Raw genomic sequence first — 21937 nt, 5'->3', positions numbered from 1 at the left:
CCAACACCGTGGGGCCCATGTGAGCCACGTCGTGCCGGTGAAAACGTCTCTAAGCAGACCAACCGATTCCGTCAACATAGTTTTTCAGTTTTGTTTCAAAAAAATTCGTAATTGAGGTCTATGAGGGTATTTAGCGCAGTTTAGAGGGCCTTATGGGCGAGTATATTAGTGAATAACAGTACATCAATTATCCCCGATCCTAATTTCGGAAATCGCGTAAGAAGCGCAGTTTTCTGGCGTTCTGGCACCCAAATATTTGCTCAGCTAATCGCTTGGGGATCAACTTTAGCCGTCATTCGTATCCTTGATCCGAATGATTACGGAATCTTTGCAATGACTCAGGTCGTGCTGGTTTTTTTGAGTTTTATGAATGGCTACGGCCTCGCAAGTTCAATAATTCAGGCTGAAGAAGTAGATCCGATCCGGATTCGGCAAGCTTTTGGTATGCTTTTACTGCTTAATGGGGGCATCGCGATTCTTCAGGTGCTCCTCGCACCCGTCGCCGCCGACTATTATCGCCAACCTATTATTGCGGACCTCCTGAGAGTTCAGGCGCTTATTTTCCTCGCGACTCCATTCATGGTGCTTCCCGAAGCAATGATGACCCGTAACCTAGAATTTAAAAAGCCCGCTATCATCAATCTGGTCTCCGCAGCAGTCGGCGCAGCGGTCGCTTTATATTTTGCAACCAACGGCTACGGCGTATGGACGCTTATATATGCGCCTTTGTCGATCTTCTGGACCCGTGCCATATGTTTGGTAATTGCAGTGAAATTTTATATCTGGCCTAGCTTCAACTTCAAAGGCGCTGGCACGATGTTCGGATTCGGTGCCACTCTCTTGGCCAGCCATTTATTCTGGACCATACAAAGCCAATCCGACATTTTCATCGCCGGCCGTCATCTCAACCCCCATGATCTGGGCCTTTACGCCGAAGCATTGTTCCTGACGACAATCTTTGCGGCAAAATTCGTCCCGCCCCTTAATGAAGTCGCATTCCCGGCCTATTCACGCTTGCAGGGTAATCCTGAAGCCTTGAGCTGGTCTTTCCTGAAGGCGGTGCGGTTGATCATGTTGATCTCCTGCCCGCTTTATCTAGGCATGGCGGTTACGGCAGCACCCTTGGTTGCCACTCTATTTGGACCAAAGTGGCTGGAGATGACTCCATTCGTCAGCATATTGGCGCTCGCTATGCCCGTAATGACATTGCAGATATTATTCGCTCCTGCAAACAATGCGGTTGGCAAACCGCAAATTACCGCACGAGCATCTTTTGTCGGAGCTATTCTTATGCCGGTTACCTTTTTAATCGGCCTGCAATGGGGACCCGTTGGTCTCGCTTGGGGTTGGGTCGTGGCCTTTCCAATGCTCACTGCCTTCACCTTCTGGCAATCTTACCACCATATCGGAATCAGCGCTACAGAACTCGCTCGGGCAATATGGCCAGGGCTATCTACTTCTATAGCAATGGCGGCGATTGTTTATATCGCGGGTCAATTTTTGCCGGAGATGATTGTTTATGCAAGGCTGGCGATACTGGTGGCCATTGGCGGGGTTGCGTATATCGGTTTATTGTGGCTGCTCGCGAAACCAACACTGGTAGAAGTCATCCAACTGATTGTCCGTAAAAAGGTACCAGCGCCAGCATTCGAATCAGCAAGCGCATAAAACACCCCTTAAAGGCTTGCCTTTTAAAGGCATGCATTCTTTCCGGTCCGGTCGCGCGGGCGGAAACGGTCAGGCAAAAAGCACTAGGCTATCTTCAAAGCCTTGGCCTAACCATCCACTAAGCGCTTTGGATATAGTCACGCATCGCCGCCGCTTCTCCTTCAATCTTGTCGATACGATATTTGACCAGATCACCTATGGATATAAAGCCGACCAACCTGTCGTTCTCGACGACCGGCAAATGCCGGATGCGGCGTTTGGTCATCAAGGATAGCGCCCCGATGGCACTTTTTTGTAATTCAACGGATATGACGTCCGCAGTCATTACTTCTGCAACGCGCTTTTCCATGAACGCCGGCCCCACATTCTGAATGCAGTGAAGGACATCCCGTTCGGAAAAAATGCCGACAACCTGATCACCGTCAAGCACAGGCAGTGCGCCGATTCTCTTCTCGGCCAATATGGCAACAGCATCAGCAACAGTTTGATCTGCCGTGCAGCTAAAAATCGGACCTTCCCGTCCTTGTAATATTACCTGAATTGTCATTTGCGGCCTCTTCCCTATTTCCAGAACATCCCTGATTCTCTTTTTCCACTATCTATATAGCATAAAATTCGCCCATGTTGGACTTGATGGCACTTCAAATCAGGTCCAAAGTAGTTCTTTCTCAACGGAGTAATGAAAATTGCCTGGTCCTTCGCTACTAGATGATCCTTTACACGCCGGAATCGCTTGGTCGCGTTACTGGCGCCTCATGCGGTGGATGAGTGCACTCACCATCTTGTGTGTCATCCTGGCATTGGGCTTTCTATATTATATGCACGGCTTAGTTTCGATACATATGTATATAGCAGCGGCTGGCGGTGTAGGCTTTGCCTTGTTGCTCACATCAGCATTAATGGGACTAGTATTCATGTCCAGCGGGACCGGACATGACGAATCCATCGACGATCCGATAAGCAAAGGTATTTCACCAGATGATTAAAGATGAACTCAGCAAGCTAATCACGTTACAGCCTGTGCTGCGCGTAGCACCGCAACCGCGCGACCTGAATAATAATGGCCATATTTTTGGTGGATGGGTTCTCTCCCAAATGGATATTGCTGGTGGAATCATGGCCGCAAGGGTCGCCGAAGGGGCCACTGCAACGGTCGCCATTGAAGCCATGTCCTTTCTGGCTCCGATTTTGACCCGTGATATTGTCTCGGTCTATGCACGGGTCGAACGGATCGGCAATACATCGGTGAGCCTAAGAATAGATGTTTTAGCCGAACGCGATCGCGGCGAAAATCATGTGCCGGTGACCAGCGGATTATTCACTTTCGTCGCACTGGATGAACACCATCGTCCGCGTGTGATCCCGGAAAGCTCAAAAACCAAATATCTTGGTTAAATTTGAACCTCTTCGAAATTTTTCGCCTAATCGCGCAACCAAATGCATGGCCGCTATTTTCGTATCACCTGATAAGTCAACGCGCGCTCACTATTCGCCGGCACGGTGACTGTCCAGAAATCCTTGCCGGACTTGCGGCCTAGCCGCTGGCTGACCTTGCGAAGCTTTTCATCATCCCGATGATCAATTTTGATTTCGACCTGCGCGGCGCTGCGAGACGCGTTTGTTAGCACCAACCGCATGTCCTTTACGCTCTCACTTTGCGTATCTGCCTTACCGGTTGATTCCAATTGATAACGGACCAGCGGACTCTCGCCGATTGTCACCTCCACCTCTTCGCCAATGGCCTTGTCATCCAATCCGCCCTCGCCCAACAGCAAGCGCGCTCCGTTCACTGACTTGAACGCTACTAATTTTCCAGCCGGTAAAGCTAGGCCAAGTCCGTCGCTTTTCTTGTTTTGGAGCCGAAGGGTCGTCGAAAGCGGGGTCGATTCCTGATAACTATCGCTCCAAATTTGCGATTCGTAAATTTGCACAAATGGGACCGCAATCTTTTCAAACATCGCGACCTGTTTCTGGCTTTGCGAAGCTACTGTCACCGGGACGGGTACGCGATAGAGTTTTAGATCACCGAGGTCCTCCTGTTTCGCCTCCATTTTCCTAGCACCCGTAACCATTACCATGTCCGACATTGATTCCATCGCAGCCATCGGGGCCGGCATGGTCCGACCGGAAAAACGGGACTGGTCCCGCGCGCGTTCAAAATCTTTCACCATGATATCGCTGGTTGTCGCCTCCGGCCAACAACGAAGGACAATCGAGCCGCCGGAAGGTCGCTGAATATTGTCACGGGCCTTATTCGGCTGCCCCGCCACCGTCTGGGTCTGCGCATCGACAAAACTTGTTTCATCACCATTAGCCAAGGTTACCCAAGAAAATAGGTTCAAGGTCTGCCCATCGGCACTGACATCCGCTACATAATTAGCCTGCCAATCAAACCCTGTTGCGAGATAGGAAAGCGTCACGGTTGCTCGGGTCGGCATCGCGACACGGCTTTTCACCGATAAAGTCGGCGTGGCCGAAAGACCTTCCGGAATCGCGGGATAGACAATTGTTTCATTCAGACCGGTGCATTGCAGCGCTTCAAAACCCTCGGCCGTTTGGACAACCACGCCCCCGTTAGCATCCGTACGGATTTGCGCGTTAAATTCGCGAGTTTCACCTGTCGCCGCATCGATCCGGCGAATACTGACACCGCGCCCAAGATAACCGTTGAGCAAAGCCGAGGGCGACAAGAGCGCTGCATCCCGGTTTTTCTCGATCACCCCATCAGGTAATCCTGTTACAATGGCTGATTGCGGGATGATCCCGCCCGCCACACCCTCAAAACGTAGATCAATCTCACCGGCCGGAAGCGTCACCGTGCGCTGCTCGGTAATCAAAGCATAGCCACCTAGATAGTTCAGGCTCATGCCGCTATCGCCGTTACGATTAGGATCGCGATAAACCGTCACCGATATCGCCGATGGTACCTCGGATGTCACCGTCTGACGCGCCGGTTCAAATTGCGCCAGAACTGGGGCCGCCGGCGCAAATAGAGTGAACGCCATGAGCGCTCTCAACATCATGCTCTAGAACCGGGTCTCGAAGGTTGCGGTCACGGTTGCTTTCCCGTTAGCGGGTACTGGCACCTTCCAGACAATGCTATTAGAAGAACGCCGCTCGCTTTTGAGGCTTTCGTCGACAATCCTCGTATCGCTCCAGTAAAAATCTAAGCCGTCTTGAATCAACGAAACAGTCACCGGCGTCGAACGCGCGTTGGTTAGCTCATAGGACATAGCGCTGCGCCATTTATCGGAGGAAAGCCGTCGCCGCTCGATAACGGTTGGCTTCACTTTTACGTCAAAAGCCTCACCGGTTTTTAGGCCCAGTTCCGACCCCATAAGCGTATGACCAATATTATTTTCACCAATAAATTGCGGTTGTCCTGATGCATCTTTCATATAGACCCTCACCGTTCCCGCAGGGAGAGCGTCGCCCAGACCGCCATCCGCCGCCGAACTAAATTGCAAGACCGTAGCTACGCTTTGCGGTTCATTCTGTGTACCGACCCAGCGATTGGTAAATTCATAGGCCTTTTGCGCCGGTGCACCGGTCACGTCGAGAAAGCTAACCTGTTTGGTCTGAGCATTGGCAATGGTGGTGCGCGCAGCCAACGGGTAGAGATAGAAATCACCGAGCGATTCGCGGTCCGCCGATTCGGTTCCGGCCTGACGGATATTGTTACGCGGATTATAATTGCTTTGCCCGTTTACACTGGGCGTTCCGGCAACCAGTAAGGTTTTGGCATTTTCAAAAGTTGTGCCAGTATTATTAGTTAGCGTGATCCATCCTTGCACATCCATCTTGCCAGCCTTTTCATCGAACAAAGCCACATAGTCGGCCTCCCAACCCATGCCGCCTGTCAAATAACTGAGCTGCGCAGGCCGCGTTCCCGCCCGGGTGCTATCCAATGTGACCGATAAGGTTGGTCGCGCCCTTAAATTATTCGGCACTTTGTCAAAAATTACACGGGTCGGAAGCCGGTCATCGCGCAACACTTCGATACGACTGCCGATTTGCAGTACAACACCGCCATTGGCAGCCAGCACCGTGGCGCGTTCCTGCGTTTCTTTGCCAGTGGCAGGATTGATCCGAACAATCGTAACGGTTTCACCAACCGCTTTTTCCATCAATTTGGAGGGGGAGAGGAGATCATAATCGAAATTCTGTTCGATAATCCCGGTATCAGCAGCGTTAAAACTTACCGTTTCCGCCCTTATCTGTCCGGATACACCCGGGAATGCCTGTACTGATCGACCCGATGGAATATTAAGCCGGCGCGTATCCTGCACCAGTGCAAGATCATTATTATAAATCGTGACCGCGATATCGCCTTGTCCATACGACTGACTGATCGCTGGGGTTGCAAGGGCTACCAGCGCGAGACCGGTAAAAACAAGAAGCCGCATATATTCTCTCCATCGTCGGTATCGCACGACTTAACTCCGCGCAAATGAATGTAGCTTAAACAGTTATTGTGCTTCAATAGTTTGAAAACACAGATTAACATTTTCTATTCATTGCCTTGTTCATATCTAAAGCACTAAAATACCATGTCGAGCAGAGAGATCTTATCGGTTCAACATAATTGATATTTTTACCCCTTAATCTGCGATGCGTTTATGCATAGTTTTGATAGCTGGCACCAGTCCTGCCATCATTGAGCTGGGATTTAGTTCAACATACAGAAAATAAAGGCGTGCAGGAACGATAAAATGGCACTTCAGGCATCAAACGCGCGCCGCGCAGCGCGCACCGACGGCACAAAGCTTGAAACGCGCGGTATATTGATATTGGTGGTCGCAATCTTCTTTCTTTTTGGCGGGATAACGAATCTAAACGATGTACTTATCCCAAAGCTGAAAGGCTTATTTTCACTGAATTACACTCAAGCCATGCTGGTGCAATTCGCTTTTTTCACGAGCTATGCTATTTTCTCTATCCCGGCTGGCTTGGTGATGAAACGGCTCGGCTATTTTCGCGGTATCGTCTTGGGCTTCGGGATCATGGCTTTATCCTGCTTATTATTTCTTCCGGCAGCTTATTCGGGGCTATTTGCTTCTTTCCTCGCTGCCCTGTTCATGCTGGGCGGTGGGATCACCATGCTGCAGGTCGCGGTCAACCCGCTCATTTTATCATTGGGCAATCCAGAAACCGCGCACAGCCGTTTAACATTCGCACAGTTTTTCAACTCCGTAGGCGTTTTCCTAATGGTAAGGTTCGGCGCAGAGGTTATTCTGGGAGATGCGTCAAAAACAGACGGCTCGACGCTTACCGGCGAAGCTCTGAAAGCCTATCGTGTCGCTGAAACCACAGTGATCGGTCACAGCTATATCGGCTTGGCTATTATTTTGGCTCTCATTGCCGCCACCTTTTGGTTTGCACGGAATTTTATCCAGCGCCAAGAGGTCGAAGAGGTAAGAATAAAAGGCAGCTTCGCCCTGCTACGCACAAATCCTCACCTGCGCTTTGGGGTGTTATGCATCTTCCTATATGTTGGTGCAGAAGTCGCGATTGCTAGCATCATGGTCAATTATCTCGGTGAAGCAAGGACACTCTCGCTAGATCCCCGGTCTGCTGGAATCATGCTGTCCTATTACTGGCTAGGCGCACTTGTCGGAAGACTGGTAGGCGGCTTGTTGCTGCGCCTGACAAAGCCCGGCCTGTTGCTTGCGCTGTTCGCAACAGCAGCCGTTACGCTCAACCTGATCTCAGCGGTATCAAGCGGAGAACTGTCCGCTTATTCCCTTATCGCAGTCGGCTTGGCCAACTCGATCATGTTCCCAACGATATTCAGCTTGGCCACCGAAGGATTGGACGCCGAGGCACCTCAAGCCTCCGGGCTTCTCTGCACCGCTATTGTTGGCGGCGCTTTCATCCCTCTGCTGACAGGTGTGGTGGCCGATTCTAGTGGATTGGCCTTCGCGCTAGTCGTTCCCATTCTATGCTACATCGCAATTGGAGGGTTTGGCATTTACACGACGATTCGCAAGTAGCTGGTTGACCCGCGGGGCCGACCGCTATTCTAGATCGCGTCGAGATACTCAATCACAGGCGCGGCAGCCATGCAGGGAGCAAGCTTCGGCCCACTAGCGCGAAAATGATCGGATTTGCTATGTGCATCAAGTGCAGCCTGATCAACATAGCGTTCGAGCACCTTATATTGCTGGGGATTATCCTTGCTTTGACAAACGGAATAAAATTCATTCCCGGATTCATTTTCACGAACGGCGGTCATGAGTTCCTTGAACGCGGCTTCGAAATCCGCATTTTTACCTTCTACAACCGTCAAAGTCGCGATGACACCTACTGCTGACATATTCTCATTCTCCTAATCTATTTTTTATTGCATAATTTTACAAGCGTTGCAGCGACAGAAACAGGCAGCGACTACAGGCATTCCGCTATCGGACTTTACCGGCGTATTTTATAGAATTTCGAACAGCCCTGCTGCGCCCTGACCGCCGCCGATACACATAGTGACAACGGCATATTTCGCACCGCGCCGCTTGCCTTCGATCAGCGCATGGCCGGTACAACGTGCGCCCGTCATCCCGTAAGGGTGACCAATGGAGATGGAGCCGCCATTCACGTTCAAAAGCTCATCGGGTATACCTAATTTCTGCTGGCAATACAGCACCTGCACGGCGAATGCTTCATTCAATTCCCAGAGACCGATATCATCCATCTTCAAGTTGAAACGTTCCAACAATTTCGGAATCGCAAAAACCGGCCCGATGCCCATTTCGTCGGGCTTGGTGCCTGCGACAGCCATACCGATATAACGGCCAAGCGGGCTAAGACCCGCTTTTTCAGCGGCGCTAGATTCCATTAGGACGCTGGCAGAAGAACCATCGGACAGCTGTGAAGCGTTACCGGCTGTCACAATCTTGTTTCCGCCCATTACGGGTTTCAGCGATTGCAGACCTTCCAGAGTGGTTGAAGGACGATTACCTTCATCTTTACTGATAGTCACTTCATGATGGGAAATTTCTTTGGTTTCTTTGTCCTGAACACCCATGGTAGTGGTCACAGCGACAATTTCATCGTCAAATTTTCCGGCTTCCTGCGCCGCAGCCGTGCGTTGCTGTGACTGAAGCGCATATTCGTCACAAGCGTCACGACTAATGCCATAACGTTCCCCAACCACTTCAGCAGTTTGCAACATGGGCATGTAAATATCGTCATGCATTTTTATCAATTCGCGATCCGGTTGGACCCGCATTTCTGGTGTCTGAACCGTAGAAATAGACTCCTGGCCGCCGCCAATAATGACATTCATCCGGTCGATCACAATTTGTTTATGGGCGGTCGCGATTGCCATTAAGCCCGAAGAACATTGCCGATCAATCGACATGCCAGGAACTTCGATGGGAAGACCAGCGCGCAGAGCGACCAGCCTGGCGATATTGCCAGCCTGTGATCCTTGTTGCAGCGCGCTGCCCCAAACAACATCGTCAATCGAACCGGGATCAATGCCTGCGCGTTCAACAGCTGCTGCCACAGAATAGCTGCCTAATGTGGCTCCGGTGGTGGTGTTGAATGCGCCTTTATAGGCACGGCCAATGGGGGTCCGTGCGGTAGAAACGATGACTGCATCACGCATGATTTTGATCCTTTAGGGTTAGAATGAGAAGCGAAATTGGCCTATATTCTCGGCGCTGAAACGCCGTTAGACAAGGTTTTTTTGCTGTTGGTCGTGATGCTACGGCAACCTAGTCCTCTTGTATCTGTACCGGGAAACCGCCTTCGGGATAAGGCATGATCATCTTGCCATCGGGCGCAGAGGTAAAGGTTGTCTGGGTTGGATAGGCAAATTCCAAGCCTTCCTCATTAAATTTCTGTAGGATCGCTAGACCGATCTTGTGTCGAGCTTGAAATACGACTTCATAGTCACTGCTGATAATGTCAAAGTCGAGTTCGAAGTTAATCGAACTGTCCCCAAAGCCCACAAAACCGCAGCGCACATACCGGCCATCATTATCCTCGATAATCTTTTTAAGCAATTCCGGTATACGCCGCGCCTCGGCTGGTTTGGTCTGATAAATCACACCAATGCCATAGCGCGTCCGGCGGCGACCCAATTGGGTCAAATTGGTAATTTCCTTGTCCAATAGATTCGTATTGGAAATAATCACTTCCTCGCCTGTCACGGACCGTAATCTGGTGCTTTTTAAACCGATTTTTTCAATCGTGCCGGTCGTTGTATCATAGGAAATCACTTCACCGCGCCGGAACGGCTTATCAAAAATAATCGATAGCGCCGCAAACAGATCAGAAAATATTCCCTGCGCGGCAAGGCCTATGGCAATACCACCAACACCCAGACCGGCGACAAGGCCGGTTACATCGACACCAAGATTATCGAGTATGACAATCGTCGCAATCGCAAATATTACTGCAGTAACCAGCAAACGGATTAGCGTCATCGCGCTTTGCAGCGTGTCATGCTGGTCCGGATCAGTCGACAGCTTCCGGTTAAAAAAGCCCAAGATCAACTCGCGCACCCAAATGGCAATCTGGATAACGACGGCTATCGTGAATAGGAAACCTACGGTTTTGAAAATACCAGCCGGAGCATTAGAATAGACCACCACCAATTGAGAGGAGACCATGATCATGAAAAACTTGCTGGTGCGGGCGATGGCCTGCGAGATGATACCGTGATAGCCAGTGAGTTTTTCCTGCTTGCTTACATATCGGGCTGCCAACCGTTTTATGGCGCCAAGTAAGAAAAAAATCAGACCGCCGACTATCACGGCGATGATCAGTTCGACATAATGCTGGGTCAGCCAAGTCGTCCCGTCACCCACAATGCGATTAACCGAAGTACCAACATCAGGGATTTCAGAAATGGGGCGAATGATTTTTGGATCGGTGAATTGGGTCATATGGGGAAACTGCTACTTGTGATGGAAAGGAAAAACAACCCGCGTGACCCCGATAGGTTCCATCAAACCTACTTTCGTGCTGCGATCAAAAACTCCACATTTCCCTTTGGCCCTGTAATCGGGCTTTGTGAGATTCCTTCGATCATCCAGCCCTTTGCAGTTAACCAGTCACTCACTTTCTGACAGACTTGATCGTGCACTGCCACATCACGGACAACGCCGCCCTTGCCGACATCGGCGCGTTCGGCTTCGAATTGAGGTTTGATTAGCGCGACCATCTGGCTATCGCTATGCGCAAATTCCATCGGCCGTTCGAGTACTTTGATCAGCGAGATAAAGCTCGCATCGCAAACGATCAGGTCGATCAGCTCTGGTATATGTTGTTCGGTTAAAATCCGCGCACTGGTTTGCTCATGCACGATCACGCGGTCATCTTGTCGCAGTTTCCACGCGAGTTGATTGGTGCCGCTATCTACCGCATAAACTTTAGCCGCGCCCCGGCTCAGCATTACATCGGTAAATCCGCCGGTGCTGCTCCCCACGTCCATCGCCGTCAGCCCCGTCACATCTATTCCGAAATGCTCAAGGGCGTGATCAAGCTTAATCCCGCCCCGGGAAACCCAAGGATGGTCCTTGCCTTTCAGCTCTATGGCTGCATCACTTGCCACCTTGTGACCGGGCTTATCGACTTTCTGGTCGGCCACCATGACCAGCCCCGCCATGATATAGGCCTGTGCTTTGGCGCGACTCTCTGCAAGGCCGCGATCCACCAGCAAATGGTCGATACGTATCTTGGTGACTTTGACTGATTTGGGTTCATCGCTGCTCATAAGAAAATGGGACTAGCCTAGAGCAACGCTTTTGACCATATTCATCCGCTATGAGAATCACCATTGCCCTTTCCGCCCTATTATTTACCGCTGGCTGCTCGTCTGTAGTGCCAGCCCCTGCGCCAGCGCCGACACAGGCCCCTACGCCGGCACCAACACCGCCACCGGTGGAAAAGGACTGGACATTATGGCCACTCGCGCCTGGAAATTGGGTGTATCGCGCGGATAATCGCGGATCCATCGCATTATATGGTCCGTCTAACATGGACGCGACGTTCATCATACGCTGTGATCGGGACCGCAAACAGCTATTCCTTTCTCGTAAAGGCGCTGTACCCGCTGCCGGTGCACAAATGACGTTGAGAGCAAGCTCTGGCTTACAATCCTATCCTGCGCAAAATAGCGGCGGACAAAGCGATTATGTAGCTATTTCACTGCCTGTAACGGATTATATGATGGACCGCATAGCATCTAGCCGCGGCAGGTTTGCTGTCGAAACAACGGGGCTATTGCCTCTTGCCATACCGATCTGGCCAGAATTTACCCGCGTCGTAGAGGACTGTCGGGGCTAGTTCTTTTGTATTGAATATCCGTATCACGTCCGAGATGGGCCATAGCTGGGCGGAACGAACGATTCTGACAGCAAATTAAATTATTTCAAGTCTTGTTCGCGAAAGCAGAATGATTCACATTCAAATCGTCGAACAAGCGGAGATATTCAATGCAAGAGTTCGTATCTTATCAACAAGCGAAAGGAGGTGGTCCGATGTCTCATGGTTCAGCACAGGGGTCGGGAAAATCCGTTCGGGGAACATATTTGATCTAATGATCAGGTTTCCCGGCAGCGGCACTTCCTACCGCTGACCCATGTTCAGAGGCTGTCGGTCTATATGTCCGACAGCCTCTTTTCATGTCTGCGCAACGACTACGAAAGATTTTACCCATCGGTACAGCAACGACTTAGCGCTTTATATCTTCTTCGGTCTGCTGCAAAAATTCTTCGCGAATGATGAAAACACGGATACCAATTCGCACTTCCCGCAAAAACTGTATCAGCGCGAGCGACAGCAAAATAACGGCAACGATAAAGGCTCCAGCAACTACTTCGGCAAGCAGCGCGTTACCGCTGAAACCCATCGCAAATAATAGTCCGATGAGAATACAAACTACAATCGCGCCCATAACGCTAAGATATATGGCGCTGTTCACGGTCTTCATCCTGAGTTGCAAATCCAAAAGTTCGGTAACGATTAACTCATGTTCCCGCCCCTCGGTATCGGCAAACCGGTCTTGTAAAACACGAGAACGATCAATGATCCGCGCCAAGCGACCCGCAAAAAGATTCAGCATGGCGCCAAGACCAACCAATAGAAACGCGGGGGCCATTGCTGTTTGCAACACTGTGGCAATATCGGTCAGAGCTGGTGTCATGATTTCATCCTGATCAAAAGAGTGAGTCCTTGCACTTTGTCCGGACGATGGTCAGCCAATTCAAAATGCTGCGCATCAGCTCGCGCGCGGTTCAAAATCACCTTCGGTACACCCGCTTCAGCATAAATTGTATCAGCCTGTCCGAGTAGACGAGCCTGCCGGATGGTCAGATCATCGGGATCGGCGCTCACCAGATCGATATCCATCACTTGGTCCACTAGCGTGCGCCCTGCCCCCTCCAACCAAGTATCTACGGCATCGGCAAGTTTGTCCGCAAACGGGTCAAGCGCGCCGCCAGGATCAAGCGCAGCATCTATCGCGCGGCGGCGGTCCGCGCTGCCAGACCATCGCTGTTTAATCCTGTCACGCGCTGACAAAAGACTGTCTGCGAGAGACCCGAGGCTGCCTGGTAACAAATGCTCCAGCCGCTGCCGAAGCGCTTTGGCGAGCCCGGCGGATGTCCCGCCCGTTCCAATAGCAATCAAAACGGGATCGCGGTCTACAATGGCTGGTGTAGTATAATCACATAGCATCGGCCGATCGACGACATTGACGAGCAGCCCACGGGCCTTGAGCCGTTCTGCCGCTGCCTCAGCCTCTGCATCGTCGTCCAGAGCGATAACCGCCAGCGCCACGTCCGCAGCGGCCTCATCATCGGTTATATACGCCCCTGCGCGCTCATAGAGCCGCCTTTTCGCGTCAGCCATATCGCCGCTTCCAATCAATATGACCTTGCGCCCGCGCAAATTCACAAAGATAGGTAGCTGGTTCATCGCTTATTATTTCAACCAGTCCGGAACATGTTCGGCGGCCATGATCGTCGCAGGTTCAATCCGTTCTGCCACAACGGCATATTTGTCGCCATCTACCAGCACCTCAGGCACCAACGGGCGGCTATTATAAGTATTGGCCATGGTTGCACCATAAGCACCAGCAGTCCGGAAAATACCAAGATCATCGGTCTGTACACGATCCACTTCACGCTCCTTGGTGAAAATATCGCTGCTTTCGCAAATCGGTCCCACGATAGATGCGGTCATCATTTCGCCAGTGGGACGGACCGCTTCAAAATGATGCCAGGCATCATAAATGGCGGGGCGCATCAGGTCGTTCATCGCCGCATCGATAATGACAAAATCGCTGTTCATGCCGGGCTTGATCCGAATGACCTGCGTCATCATTACACCACTATTTCCGGCAATCACACGGCCCGGTTCAAACATCAAAGTAACGTCCCAGTCTTTTGTAACGCGCGCAACCATCGCACCATATTCGGCAGGGCTTGGCGGATTATCTTCTGGCCGATAAGGGACGCCTAAACCGCCGCCAAGATCGACATGGGTAATCTCATGCCCCGATTCGCGTAATTTGGTCACCAGCTGTCCCATGCGCGAATAGCATTTTTCCAGCGGATCAAGATTTTGCAACTGGCTGCCGATATGAACCGCGACCCCCCGCAAATTCAAACCTTCCAGTTTGGACAGGCGCGCAAATATATCCGGCGCGACATCAATCGCGACCCCGAATTTATTCTCGGCCTTACCGGTAGAAATTTTCGCATGGGTTCCGGCATCGACGTCAGGATTGACCCGCAAAGTGGCAGAAGCTTTTTCACCTCTCGCCGCCGCGATCTCCGCTAACATCTGGCCCTCTTCTTCGGACTCTAGGTTAAACTGGCCAATCGATTTTTCGAGACCCAGCGTAAGCTCCGCACGGCTTTTGCCCACGCCGGAAAAGACGATATCCTCCGCCTTCATGCCAGCTGCCAAAGCGCGTTCCAGTTCACCGCCGGAAACAACATCCGCGCCATAACCCTGATTAGCGAGAATTTTCAGCACCGCAAGATTAGGATTAGCTTTCACCGCAAAAGCAAGATGGATCTTCCCTGCATCTTTCAATCCCTCCCGAAACACACGAGCATGACGCTCTAACGTTGCACGGGAATAGACATAGACGGGTGTCCCCACCTGCTCGGCAATAACAGGAAGAGCGACATTTTCGGCATGCAGCACGCCATCTTTTAGTTGAAAGTGGTCCATCAAACTAGGCTTTCGGAATTAGGGTATAAAGGAATTTCTGTCTCAACCGGTTGGCGGCAGATCGAATTTATCATCCTGCCGTTTCTCCGAACGGCGAAGTAGTTCATCACTGCGCTCCGGCTGCGCCTGAGTGGAGGGCGTGATCAATTCTTCACTGGTTGGCCTTTGAGACTCTCCATAAACAGGAGACGGAAGCGACTGCCCTTTTGGCGGTTCCAGCGTCCCACGATTACCGCAAGCCGATAGAATGGCAAACGCAGCCATAGCTGAAATTTTCCAATATATTTTCATGGGCGATCCGTCTGTTCCAGCTTCGTGATTTGATGTCTTACCTGTTCCGGTGCAGTTCCGCCATAGCTGGTCCGGCTCGCAACAGAGCCTTCCACGCTCAAATCTGGCATATCATAGCCCGCAACCCTTGCATCAATCGCGGTCAGGTCTGCGGCACTGAGATCCGAAAGACCGCATCCCCGTTCTTCGCACAGCTTAACTGCAGCGCCGGTAATATGATGGGCTTCACGGAACGGGATATTGACATCCCGCACCAGCCAGTCAGCTAAATCGGTTGCTGTAGAAAAACCACTATCAGCCGCCGCGCGCATCCGTGCAGGAACGAAGGTCACACTTTCGATAATGCCAGTCATCGCAGCAAGCGACAGACCCAATAAGTCATGCGCTTCAAACACGGGAGGTTTGTCGTCCTGCATATCCTTTGAATAAGCGAGCGGCAGGCCTTTCATCGTCATCATCAAGGCATTCAAACATCCAACAATCCGGCCCGTGTGACCGCGAATCAGTTCTGCAGCATCCGGGTTCCGTTTTTGCGGCATGATCGAGCTACCCGTAGACCATTGGTCGGACAGCTTCACAAAGCCAAATGGCTGCGACGCCCAAATGATAATTTCTTCAGCCAGCCGGGACAGATGGAGCGCCGTTTGCGATGCAGCCATCAGATAATCGAGCGCGAAATCACGGTCCGACACACTGTCCATGGAATTGGCCGTCGCTGCGCCAAATCCCAAAATCTCTGCCGTCATCTGGCGATCATTGGGAAAGCCGGTACCGGCGAGAGCGGCAGCGCCCAGTGGGCATTGGTCCAACCGCTGTCCAGCAGCCAAAAAACGGTCGCTATCGCGCGCGAACATTTCATAATAAGCGAGCAGATGGTGGCCCATCGTAATGGGTTGAGCGACCTGCAAATGGGTGAAGCCGGGCATGATCGTATCGGCCTGCTCCTTGGCGCGGACGATCAAAGCATTCTGCAAGCTCGCGAGACCGCTGGAGACATCACCCATCGCATCGCGCACCCACAAGCGAAAGGATGTAGCTACCTGATCATTGCGCGATCGCGCTGTGTGCAAGCGCCCCGCTACCGGCCCGATAATCTCTGTCAGCCGCGCTTCAATCGTCATGTGAATATCTTCAAGATCAAGATCTTCAGGTACGCCATCGGATTCATATTCCTGGACGATCTGATTGAGACCTTCAATAATCTGGGTCGCGTCTGCCGCCTCTACGATGCCCTGTTTGGCCAGCATCGCGACATGGGCCAGCGACGCGCGGATGTCCTGCCGCCATAATTTCTTGTCGAACGGGATAGACGCGTTTATCTCGCGCATGATTGATGAAGGGCCATCGGCAAACCTGCCGCCCCACATGCTGTTGGAATCTGATGTGCGATTTTTGATGCGAATATCCCTGTTTCTTTGTTTGCCGATGATGCTTGTCGCCTGTGACAAGCCAAATGGCGATAAGCAATCTGACGAAGCGGAGCAAGCGATTGATGACGCACCGGAAGGAGAGACGATCGAAAGCGATAGCGGTCTGGTCGGCCGCCTTGATATCTCCCAACGCGGCAGCGCAATGATCGATACACCTTTTAAAGACCCCGATGGCAAGACCGTTCGGCTGTCAGACTTTATAGGAAAGCCAGTATTGGTGAACATATGGGCGACATGGTGTGCGCCCTGTGTAGTAGAAATGCCGATGCTGGATCAATTGGCCGGCCGGGAGAAAGAGCGACTGAAAGTTCTAGTCGTTTCACAAGACATTGGCGGCGCCGAACAAGTAGATCCGTTTTTTGCCAAAGCGAATTTCAACGAACTGGAAGCCTATACAGATCAGGAAAACGGCCTGAGCTTTGGATTCGGGTCGGGCCTAATGCCCACAACAGTGCTTTATGATGCCAGCGGCAAAGAAGTATGGCGGGTCATTGGCGCCATGGATTGGGACGGCGCACGCGCGGCGATGCTAATGGAAGAAACCCTAGCAGAACGGTAACGAACAAAATGCTGTGACGACAGAATAGTATCCATTATTTACTGTGGAATAAGATCACGCTCGCCGACACTGCGGGATTTTCCGCAGAAACATCCTTTAGACAATTTCTATTTGCGGAAAATGGTGGGCGATGACGGGCTCGAACCGCCGACATCTTCGGTGTAAACGAAGCGCTCTACCAACTGAGCTAATCGCCCCTACATGGGTCTGTCCCATGAAGCGTTCGCGGCCATTGCCAAATCACAGGGCCTTTGGCAAGCAACTTTCCGCAGGCTTTGGTAAAATATCAATCCACAGAGGAATTCGGACCGCCTTTTCACCCCGCTTCTGTAACATATTGCAAAATCTACGGACTCCCCGCGATTCGCAGCTTATGCCGGATTATCCACAGAATAAAATCGTTATATAACAATAGGATAATGGTATTATTCGGCTTTTCCCATAGGGACCGGTGTCAATCTAATTATTTCATTTTTTTTACACTGTCGCCCTTGCTCGACTCGTTCGGACGCGCTTACTAAGAGACATCGGCTGGTGGCCACGAACGGGATAGTTCTGGCCTCTATGACATTTAAAAAAGCACAGTTGAAAATACGTTTTCGACAATTGGCTTGGCTATGCATTGCGGTTTCTTTGGCTGGGGACCTGCAACAAGTGAGTGTAATAATTAGTCGATCGGCGGGCGCGCTTTGGCGCGAGTAAAGATGATTCGGGGGGATGTTTGTGGTACAAAATTCAAAAAATGCGGGCACTAATCCGGCCATAATGGCGACGGCAATAAAAATAGAGAACCCCAGCGTGGAAAAACAAAATTTAAAAGCAGAAGATGATGTTGTATTGCAACTGGCCGATGCTTGGCAAACGATCTGCTCTGGATTGCGCCGCGACCTAGGCGCCCAAATTTTTGGGCAATGGATCAAACCCATTAAACTTGCCCGATTCGACTCGGTAAGCGGTGAATTACAGCTTATCCTGCCATCCGAATTTGCGGCCAATTGGGTTCGCGAACGCTATCTCGATCGACTGCTAATGGCTTGGAAAATTCATTCCGTGGACGTGAAGGCAATCGCCTTTTCGGCGAAGGCCGGCACCGCCCGAATCGCAGAGGTAAAAAAGAGCAGTGCGGCCATAGGCCAAGAAAGCGCGAACGCTTCGTCTGATAAATTCCAGCTCGATCTGGACCCGCGCATGACCTTTGACGAATTTATTGCCGGGAACAGTAATGTTCTTGCCCTAAATGCGTCACAACGCATGGCATCGCCGGAAAAGCCGCTATTCAGTCCGCTTTATCTGCAATCCTCCACCGGCCAGGGCAAAACCCATTTAATGCATGCCATTGGCCATGCCTATCGCGCCGAATTTCCAAATGCGCGGATCATCTATATGTCCGCGGAACGTTTCATGATTGAATTTGTCTCGGCCATGCGTCGTAATGAAGCGATGGAATTCAAGGCCGCGCTACGCGAAGCTGATTTACTGATGGTCGATGATATCCAATTCATCGTCGGCAAAAATTCGACGCAAGAAGAATTTCTTCATACTGTTGATTCTCTAATCACCAGAGGCAAGCGTGTTGTTGTCGCCGCAGACCGGCCACCACAAGCATTGGATGGAGTCGATCAACGACTCTTGTCGCGGCTTTCCATGGGTTTGGTTGCCGATATACAATCGGCCGGCTTGGAACTGCGCCGCGATATATTACAGCACAGAATCTCAACTATGCCTCATCAAGATGTGCCTGCCGATGTCGTCGAATTTCTTGCGCGCACGATCAGCCGCAATCTGCGCGAACTGGAAGGTGGTCTGAACAAACTGCTGGCATATGCCCAATTGACCGGTCGTCCGATCAGCAAAGAACTGGCCGAAGAACAACTGTCCGACATATTGAGCGCATGCCGCCGCAGAATCACGATTGACGAGATTCAACGCACGGTATGCGAATATTACCGACTGGACCGCAATGAGATGTCGTCCAAACGACGGGCCCGAGCCGTCGCTCGGCCCCGTCAGGTAGCTATGTATCTTGCCAAGGTGATGACGCCGCGTAGCTATCCCGAAATTGGCCGCAAATTTGGCGGTCGGGACCACAGCACGGTGATTCACGCAGTGAAGCTAGTAGAACAATTGCGCGGTGAAGACACAGAAATGGACAATGATGTCCGTATGCTACTCCGTCAGCTCGAAAGCTGACTGAGTAGACTGGATAACCAGATCAGATAAACTGTGTAGTGCTGTCGGTTATTTCTTTTCAGGAGCAACCGAGATGCGAACGCTCTCACCACTATTTCCGGGAAAATCGGTAAACATCGCTTCCACAAGGTTGGGAACGAGATAGGTCAGGTTTTTTGATCGCGACTGGGCTTCTGCCTTGCCTTCAAAAAGGCGTTCACCATCAACTTTCCGGTCGATTTTCAAATCCAGCTCGGTGGTAAACACCGTGAAGCTGCGCACGCCGCCATAGCCCGAGAAGCCAGCGCCGCCGAACAGGAACGGGTCGTAGAAACCATAGCGATAGTGGTGACGTCCATAAAAGCTACGCGACCCATAAAAGCCTGGGGAATAAAATGGATCATAATCGGCCACCACTTTTTCGCGGCCTTTGTCGACATCATAGTCCATGCTAACAATCAACTGTGCCGCGGCAGGATCTTCGCTGCGCTGATAGCCCAGATCAGCCAAGCGCTGCTCAACAAGAGCGGCATATTGGGCGAATTCCAATCCGCCAGCAAGCTCTGGGTCGGCTGCGACAACCGCAAAGCTTTGCCCCTGTGCCGGAGGTAGGGCTTCAAAACGTTGCACGTCTGCCCGAAAGGGAGACGCGCAAGCCCCGAGCGCCAAAAAGGCCAGCGGCGTGAATATTGTCAGTTTGAAGCGTTTCGAACTTTTATCTTTGGACCCCGTCATCATCATTCCTTCAAATTATCCGCCATCTGACCGATATAGTAGCAATATCATACTGAACCACCATTGAACGACATTATAATACAGTTCACCGATATTATCTCCGTTTTGGATATCGAACTATCGATGCCCCAATCAATTTATGTCGCGATAAAATATCTCAAGAAACAAAGGGGCAAAACAATGACCTATGGCGCAAATTACCTCTTGAAATAGCATCATCCAAGCTCTGCCATATCCAAATAAGACCATGAGCGGTTCGACTTCCTTCCCATCCCCAATCTAGCGTGGCCATTGCGCGTTTTTAGCGATGATAAAGATCAATCGATATCATTTGGAAGAGAACAAGTAGAGTGTTAAGAGAAGCGCGAAATATATATTTTTCGGATAGTATAGAAGAGTGTTTTACCAGAATGGACGATATGGCAATCGATGATATTTGGGGAGGGCCGATATTATTGGTTACTGATGATCCTCAACTAAGCGCTCTATATACGCACGCCATAGACCTGCTTGGCGGACGAAGTGCATCCTTACCCATCGCTTTCACCGCTGACGATCTTGCCGGGCGACCAAATGTCGCGGCAATCGTGATCCAAATTACCGATTGGAATAGCGCCCAAGAGGACGCTCTCGCAAAGATCGAACATCATTGTGAGGCTTTTCACCTTCCCTTACTCATCCGCACGAATTTGGACCTGCTCGATTTTACATTAGGGGCCGTCAATTACCCCCATGTCGAGCATCTGTTAAGCGACAGCGTCGCAGAGCTATTTGTTTCCCTAGAATATCGGACCAAACAATCGATTAGCAGTTTGTTTGCGGACCGAGATGAAATTGATCTGGTAGATCTCAAAAAAATCTCTGCCGATGTGGAACGCATAGCAAGAGCGCTGGTAAAATTATCTGGGACAGAACGATCGGGCGGCGACAGATCCCTAATCAATAACCCGTTTCGCGAAACAACCGGGGAAATAAAACTTGCCAATCCCTCGATCAATTTCAAGCATCAACACCCCCCGGTCCACGCTGCAATATCAGGGGATACCGCCTCCGATCAGCAAAGCATTAGCCTTTCTAGGCCGATATCCGCCGACGAGGTTCGCGGACTGATCAAGGCCCGGCGGATGCGTGATCAATATTTTGATGCTGAACTTTTTTCTGATCCTGCTTGGGATATGTTGCTCGATCTAATGGCGGCCCGCCTGGAAGGTAAGAAGGTTGCCGTGTCGAGTCTATGTATCGCAGCCAGTGTGCCCCCAACAACTGCGCTACGCTGGATCAAAACCATGACCGAAGAACAGATATTCCTGCGCAAGGCGGATGCAAAAGATGGTCGGCGAATATTTATCGAACTAAGCGATGACACGGCCTCCGCTATGGTCGGGTTTTTTGCGATGATTCGCCGCAGTGGATTAATGTTGATCTGATTCGGACCAAAGAAAACCCGCCGAAAACCGAGCGGGTGATTCTTTATAATTACCAGAGAACCGATATGGCTCTGTTAAAATAATGCAAGTCCGATTTCCACCGGAAGCATCACTCCGTAATATTTATGCTAGGGCAGCAACCCGTTTTGTCAGGCGGCTGAATTTGCGCGAAGCGGTATTTTTGTGGAACACACCGCGAGCAACGCCACGTGCCAATTCTGGCTGAACTGCTGCAAGAGCAGTGGTTGCAGCCGTTTTATCGCCTGCGACAACGGCCGCTTCAACGGACTTAATCTTCGTACGAATCTGGCTCACGCGGTTCTTGTTAATGACCGTGCGGCGTTCGTTGCGACGGATACGTTTCTTTGCTTGCGGCGTATTAGCCATGAAATTTCCTCAAAACTGAAATGCTGGATAGCCTCAAATCACTAAAGTAACCTTGGCTCAAGTCGGCGGTCATTAGCTTCCCA

The 21937-nt window shown here is 51.1% G+C and carries 22 protein-coding genes and 1 tRNA gene; 8 read left to right on the top strand and 15 right to left on the bottom strand.

The features are described from left to right. The first annotated feature begins 168 nt into the window (after positions 1-168). On the top strand, positions 169-1668 hold the full coding sequence (locus tag V7676_RS16035) for a lipopolysaccharide biosynthesis protein (RefSeq protein ID WP_335660617.1): 1500 nt from the start codon (positions 169-171) through the stop codon (positions 1666-1668). 118 nt (positions 1669-1786) lie between these two features. Here V7676_RS16035 and V7676_RS16030 read toward each other — a convergent pair whose 3' ends face one another. Continuing rightward, positions 1787-2215 (bottom strand): CBS domain-containing protein, encoded by a 429-nt coding sequence (locus V7676_RS16030; protein ID WP_335660616.1) that lies wholly within the window; start codon positions 2213-2215, stop codon positions 1787-1789. A gap of 139 nt (positions 2216-2354) precedes the next feature. Here V7676_RS16030 and V7676_RS16025 point away from each other — a divergent pair, with 139 nt between their 5' ends. Further along, on the top strand, positions 2355-2654 hold the full coding sequence (locus V7676_RS16025) for a hypothetical protein (protein ID WP_335660615.1): 300 nt from the start codon (positions 2355-2357) through the stop codon (positions 2652-2654). After that, positions 2647-3063: an acyl-CoA thioesterase gene (locus tag V7676_RS16020; protein ID WP_335660614.1), complete on the top strand. Its 417-nt coding sequence runs from the start codon at positions 2647-2649 to the stop codon at positions 3061-3063. Before V7676_RS16025 ends, V7676_RS16020 begins: the two co-directional genes overlap by 8 nt. Before the next feature lie 53 nt (positions 3064-3116). Here V7676_RS16020 and V7676_RS16015 read toward each other — a convergent pair whose 3' ends face one another. Together V7676_RS16015 and V7676_RS16010 are read right to left on the bottom strand one after the other, a co-directional pair. Beyond that, positions 3117-4673, bottom strand: a complete 1557-nt coding sequence (locus tag V7676_RS16015) for a DUF4139 domain-containing protein (RefSeq protein ID WP_335660613.1) — start codon at positions 4671-4673, stop codon at positions 3117-3119. Positions 4674-4694: 21 nt separating this feature from the next. Next, a complete protein-coding gene (locus tag V7676_RS16010) occupies positions 4695-6074 on the bottom strand; it encodes a DUF4139 domain-containing protein (RefSeq protein WP_335660612.1) in 1380 nt (459 codons plus the stop codon). Positions 6075-6380: 306 nt separating this feature from the next. On the opposite strand from V7676_RS16010, the gene V7676_RS16005 reads away from it, so the two are divergent. Further along, on the top strand, positions 6381-7661 hold the full coding sequence (locus tag V7676_RS16005; RefSeq protein ID WP_335660611.1) for a sugar MFS transporter: 1281 nt from the start codon (positions 6381-6383) through the stop codon (positions 7659-7661). A gap of 29 nt (positions 7662-7690) precedes the next feature. Here V7676_RS16005 and V7676_RS16000 read toward each other — a convergent pair whose 3' ends face one another. The 4 genes from V7676_RS16000 to V7676_RS15985 form a co-directional block, all read right to left on the bottom strand. Further along, positions 7691-7984, bottom strand: a complete 294-nt coding sequence (locus tag V7676_RS16000) for a putative quinol monooxygenase (RefSeq protein WP_335660610.1) — start codon at positions 7982-7984, stop codon at positions 7691-7693. A 108-nt stretch (positions 7985-8092) separates the two neighbouring features. Then, positions 8093-9271: an acetyl-CoA C-acyltransferase gene (locus V7676_RS15995; RefSeq protein WP_335660609.1), complete on the bottom strand. Its 1179-nt coding sequence runs from the start codon at positions 9269-9271 to the stop codon at positions 8093-8095. 109 nt (positions 9272-9380) lie between these two features. After that, the gene (locus V7676_RS15990) at positions 9381-10556 is read right to left on the bottom strand and encodes a mechanosensitive ion channel family protein (protein WP_335660608.1); all 1176 of its coding nucleotides are present in this window, start codon (positions 10554-10556) and stop codon (positions 9381-9383) included. A 68-nt stretch (positions 10557-10624) separates the two neighbouring features. After that, positions 10625-11386: a TlyA family RNA methyltransferase gene (locus tag V7676_RS15985; RefSeq protein ID WP_335660607.1), complete on the bottom strand. Its 762-nt coding sequence runs from the start codon at positions 11384-11386 to the stop codon at positions 10625-10627. A gap of 50 nt (positions 11387-11436) precedes the next feature. On the opposite strand from V7676_RS15985, the gene V7676_RS15980 reads away from it, so the two are divergent. Continuing rightward, a complete protein-coding gene (locus tag V7676_RS15980) occupies positions 11437-11958 on the top strand; it encodes a hypothetical protein (protein ID WP_335660606.1) in 522 nt (173 codons plus the stop codon). Positions 11959-12346: 388 nt separating this feature from the next. On the opposite strand, the gene V7676_RS15975 is transcribed toward V7676_RS15980, so the two are convergent. Genes V7676_RS15975 through argH form a run of 5 tightly spaced genes read right to left on the bottom strand, consistent with a single transcriptional unit; the run spans position 12347 to position 16514 of the window. Further along, positions 12347-12817, bottom strand: a complete 471-nt coding sequence (locus V7676_RS15975) for a DUF2721 domain-containing protein (RefSeq protein ID WP_335660605.1) — start codon at positions 12815-12817, stop codon at positions 12347-12349. Next, on the bottom strand, positions 12814-13590 hold the full coding sequence (locus V7676_RS15970; RefSeq protein ID WP_335660604.1) for a precorrin-2 dehydrogenase/sirohydrochlorin ferrochelatase family protein: 777 nt from the start codon (positions 13588-13590) through the stop codon (positions 12814-12816). Before V7676_RS15970 ends, V7676_RS15975 begins: the two co-directional genes overlap by 4 nt. A gap of 6 nt (positions 13591-13596) precedes the next feature. Further along, positions 13597-14856 (bottom strand): diaminopimelate decarboxylase, encoded by a 1260-nt coding sequence (gene lysA / locus V7676_RS15965; RefSeq protein WP_335660603.1) that lies wholly within the window; start codon positions 14854-14856, stop codon positions 13597-13599. A 42-nt stretch (positions 14857-14898) separates the two neighbouring features. Further along, positions 14899-15147 carry a hypothetical protein gene (locus V7676_RS15960; RefSeq protein WP_335660602.1) on the bottom strand — a complete coding sequence of 83 codons (249 nt, stop codon included), beginning with the start codon at positions 15145-15147 and terminating at the stop codon, positions 14899-14901. Beyond that, positions 15144-16514, bottom strand: a complete 1371-nt coding sequence (argH, locus tag V7676_RS15955; RefSeq protein ID WP_335660601.1) for an argininosuccinate lyase — start codon at positions 16512-16514, stop codon at positions 15144-15146. Before argH ends, V7676_RS15960 begins: the two co-directional genes overlap by 4 nt. Between argH and V7676_RS15950 the strand changes: the two genes are divergently transcribed. Further along, a complete protein-coding gene (locus V7676_RS15950) occupies positions 16513-17136 on the top strand; it encodes a TlpA family protein disulfide reductase (RefSeq protein ID WP_335660600.1) in 624 nt (207 codons plus the stop codon). The two genes, argH and V7676_RS15950, sit on opposite strands and share 2 nt — an antisense overlap. A gap of 121 nt (positions 17137-17257) precedes the next feature. Here V7676_RS15950 and V7676_RS15945 read toward each other — a convergent pair. After that, positions 17258-17333 (bottom strand) — tRNA-Val (locus V7676_RS15945). A 568-nt stretch (positions 17334-17901) separates the two neighbouring features. Here V7676_RS15945 and dnaA point away from each other — a divergent pair. Continuing rightward, positions 17902-19326: a chromosomal replication initiator protein DnaA gene (dnaA, locus tag V7676_RS15940; RefSeq protein WP_442955456.1), complete on the top strand. Its 1425-nt coding sequence runs from the start codon at positions 17902-17904 to the stop codon at positions 19324-19326. Between the two features lie 48 nt (positions 19327-19374). Here the strand turns inward: dnaA and V7676_RS15935 are convergent, their stop codons facing one another. After that, a complete protein-coding gene (locus V7676_RS15935) occupies positions 19375-20040 on the bottom strand; it encodes a DUF4136 domain-containing protein (protein WP_335660599.1) in 666 nt (221 codons plus the stop codon). Between the two features lie 410 nt (positions 20041-20450). On the opposite strand from V7676_RS15935, the gene V7676_RS15930 reads away from it, so the two are divergent. After that, the gene (locus V7676_RS15930) at positions 20451-21467 is read left to right on the top strand and encodes a hypothetical protein (protein ID WP_335660598.1); all 1017 of its coding nucleotides are present in this window, start codon (positions 20451-20453) and stop codon (positions 21465-21467) included. A gap of 123 nt (positions 21468-21590) precedes the next feature. On the opposite strand, the gene rpsT is transcribed toward V7676_RS15930, so the two are convergent. Continuing rightward, a complete protein-coding gene (rpsT, locus tag V7676_RS15925) occupies positions 21591-21854 on the bottom strand; it encodes a 30S ribosomal protein S20 (protein WP_335660597.1) in 264 nt (87 codons plus the stop codon). Positions 21855-21937 lie beyond the last annotated feature (83 nt).

The sequence above is a fragment of the Parasphingorhabdus sp. genome (assembly GCF_036963805.1).
Lineage (GTDB): Bacteria > Pseudomonadota > Alphaproteobacteria > Sphingomonadales > Sphingomonadaceae > Parasphingorhabdus.
This window is presented reverse-complemented; position numbering and strand designations above follow the sequence as displayed.